The sequence below is a fragment of the Candidatus Protofrankia californiensis genome (genome assembly GCF_900634765.1).
GTDB classification, from domain to species: Bacteria; Actinomycetota; Actinomycetes; order Frankiales; family Frankiaceae; genus Protofrankia; species Protofrankia californiensis.
Genome location: NZ_CAAAFT010000480.1, coordinates 1 through 583, shown reverse-complemented (window position 1 = coordinate 583; position 583 = coordinate 1). Strand labels below are relative to the sequence as shown.

General features: G+C 74.1%; 1 protein-coding gene. It reads left to right on the top strand.

Going from position 1 to position 583, the window contains the following annotated elements:
• Positions 1–486, top strand: a 486-nt coding sequence (locus DD1DGNOD_RS24710) for a hypothetical protein (protein WP_206443415.1), incomplete at its 5' end; no start/stop codon positions are given.
• Between the last annotated feature and the right edge of the window lie 97 nt (positions 487–583).

Below are 583 nucleotides of genomic sequence, written 5' to 3'. Positions count from 1 at the left end.
GCCGGAGACCGGGACCGGTCGGCCGACCGGTCTGGTCCGCCGCAAGGCGAAGGGCGGTGCCCGCTGATGTCGCACGCCCCGACGATCGAGGCCCGTTCCTCCTCGCAGCGTCAGACCGCCGCCCTTCGGGCCGGGATCACCCTGCTCGCCATGGTCGGTGAGGCCCTGGACGCCACCGGCGCGCACCTGTACCTGGTCGCTTCCGGCGTCGGCGACCGCCCCACGCTCACCGCCAACGTGTTCGGCCCCGGTAATCCCTCCGACCCCGGCGAGGCGCCGGTGATCCGGGCCGGTCTCGTCGCGGTGGCCGGCGCGCTCGGGCTGCCGCTGACCGTCGACTACGACAACCCGAACTCCCTCGGGTTGTCCGTGGGAGCCACCTTCTCCGGGGTCCGGGTCCAGGTCTTCGCCCGGTTCACCGCCCCCGACACCATCGCCGCCGCCCGCGACCTTCTCACCCCGGTCCGAACAGGAGTATCCCGATGACCATGCCCACCGCGGCCGGCACCGCGACCACCGGACCGCACCTCGACCCCGCCGCCCTGGCCGACCCGTTGGCCGGGCTCACCCCGCTGATCTCGGT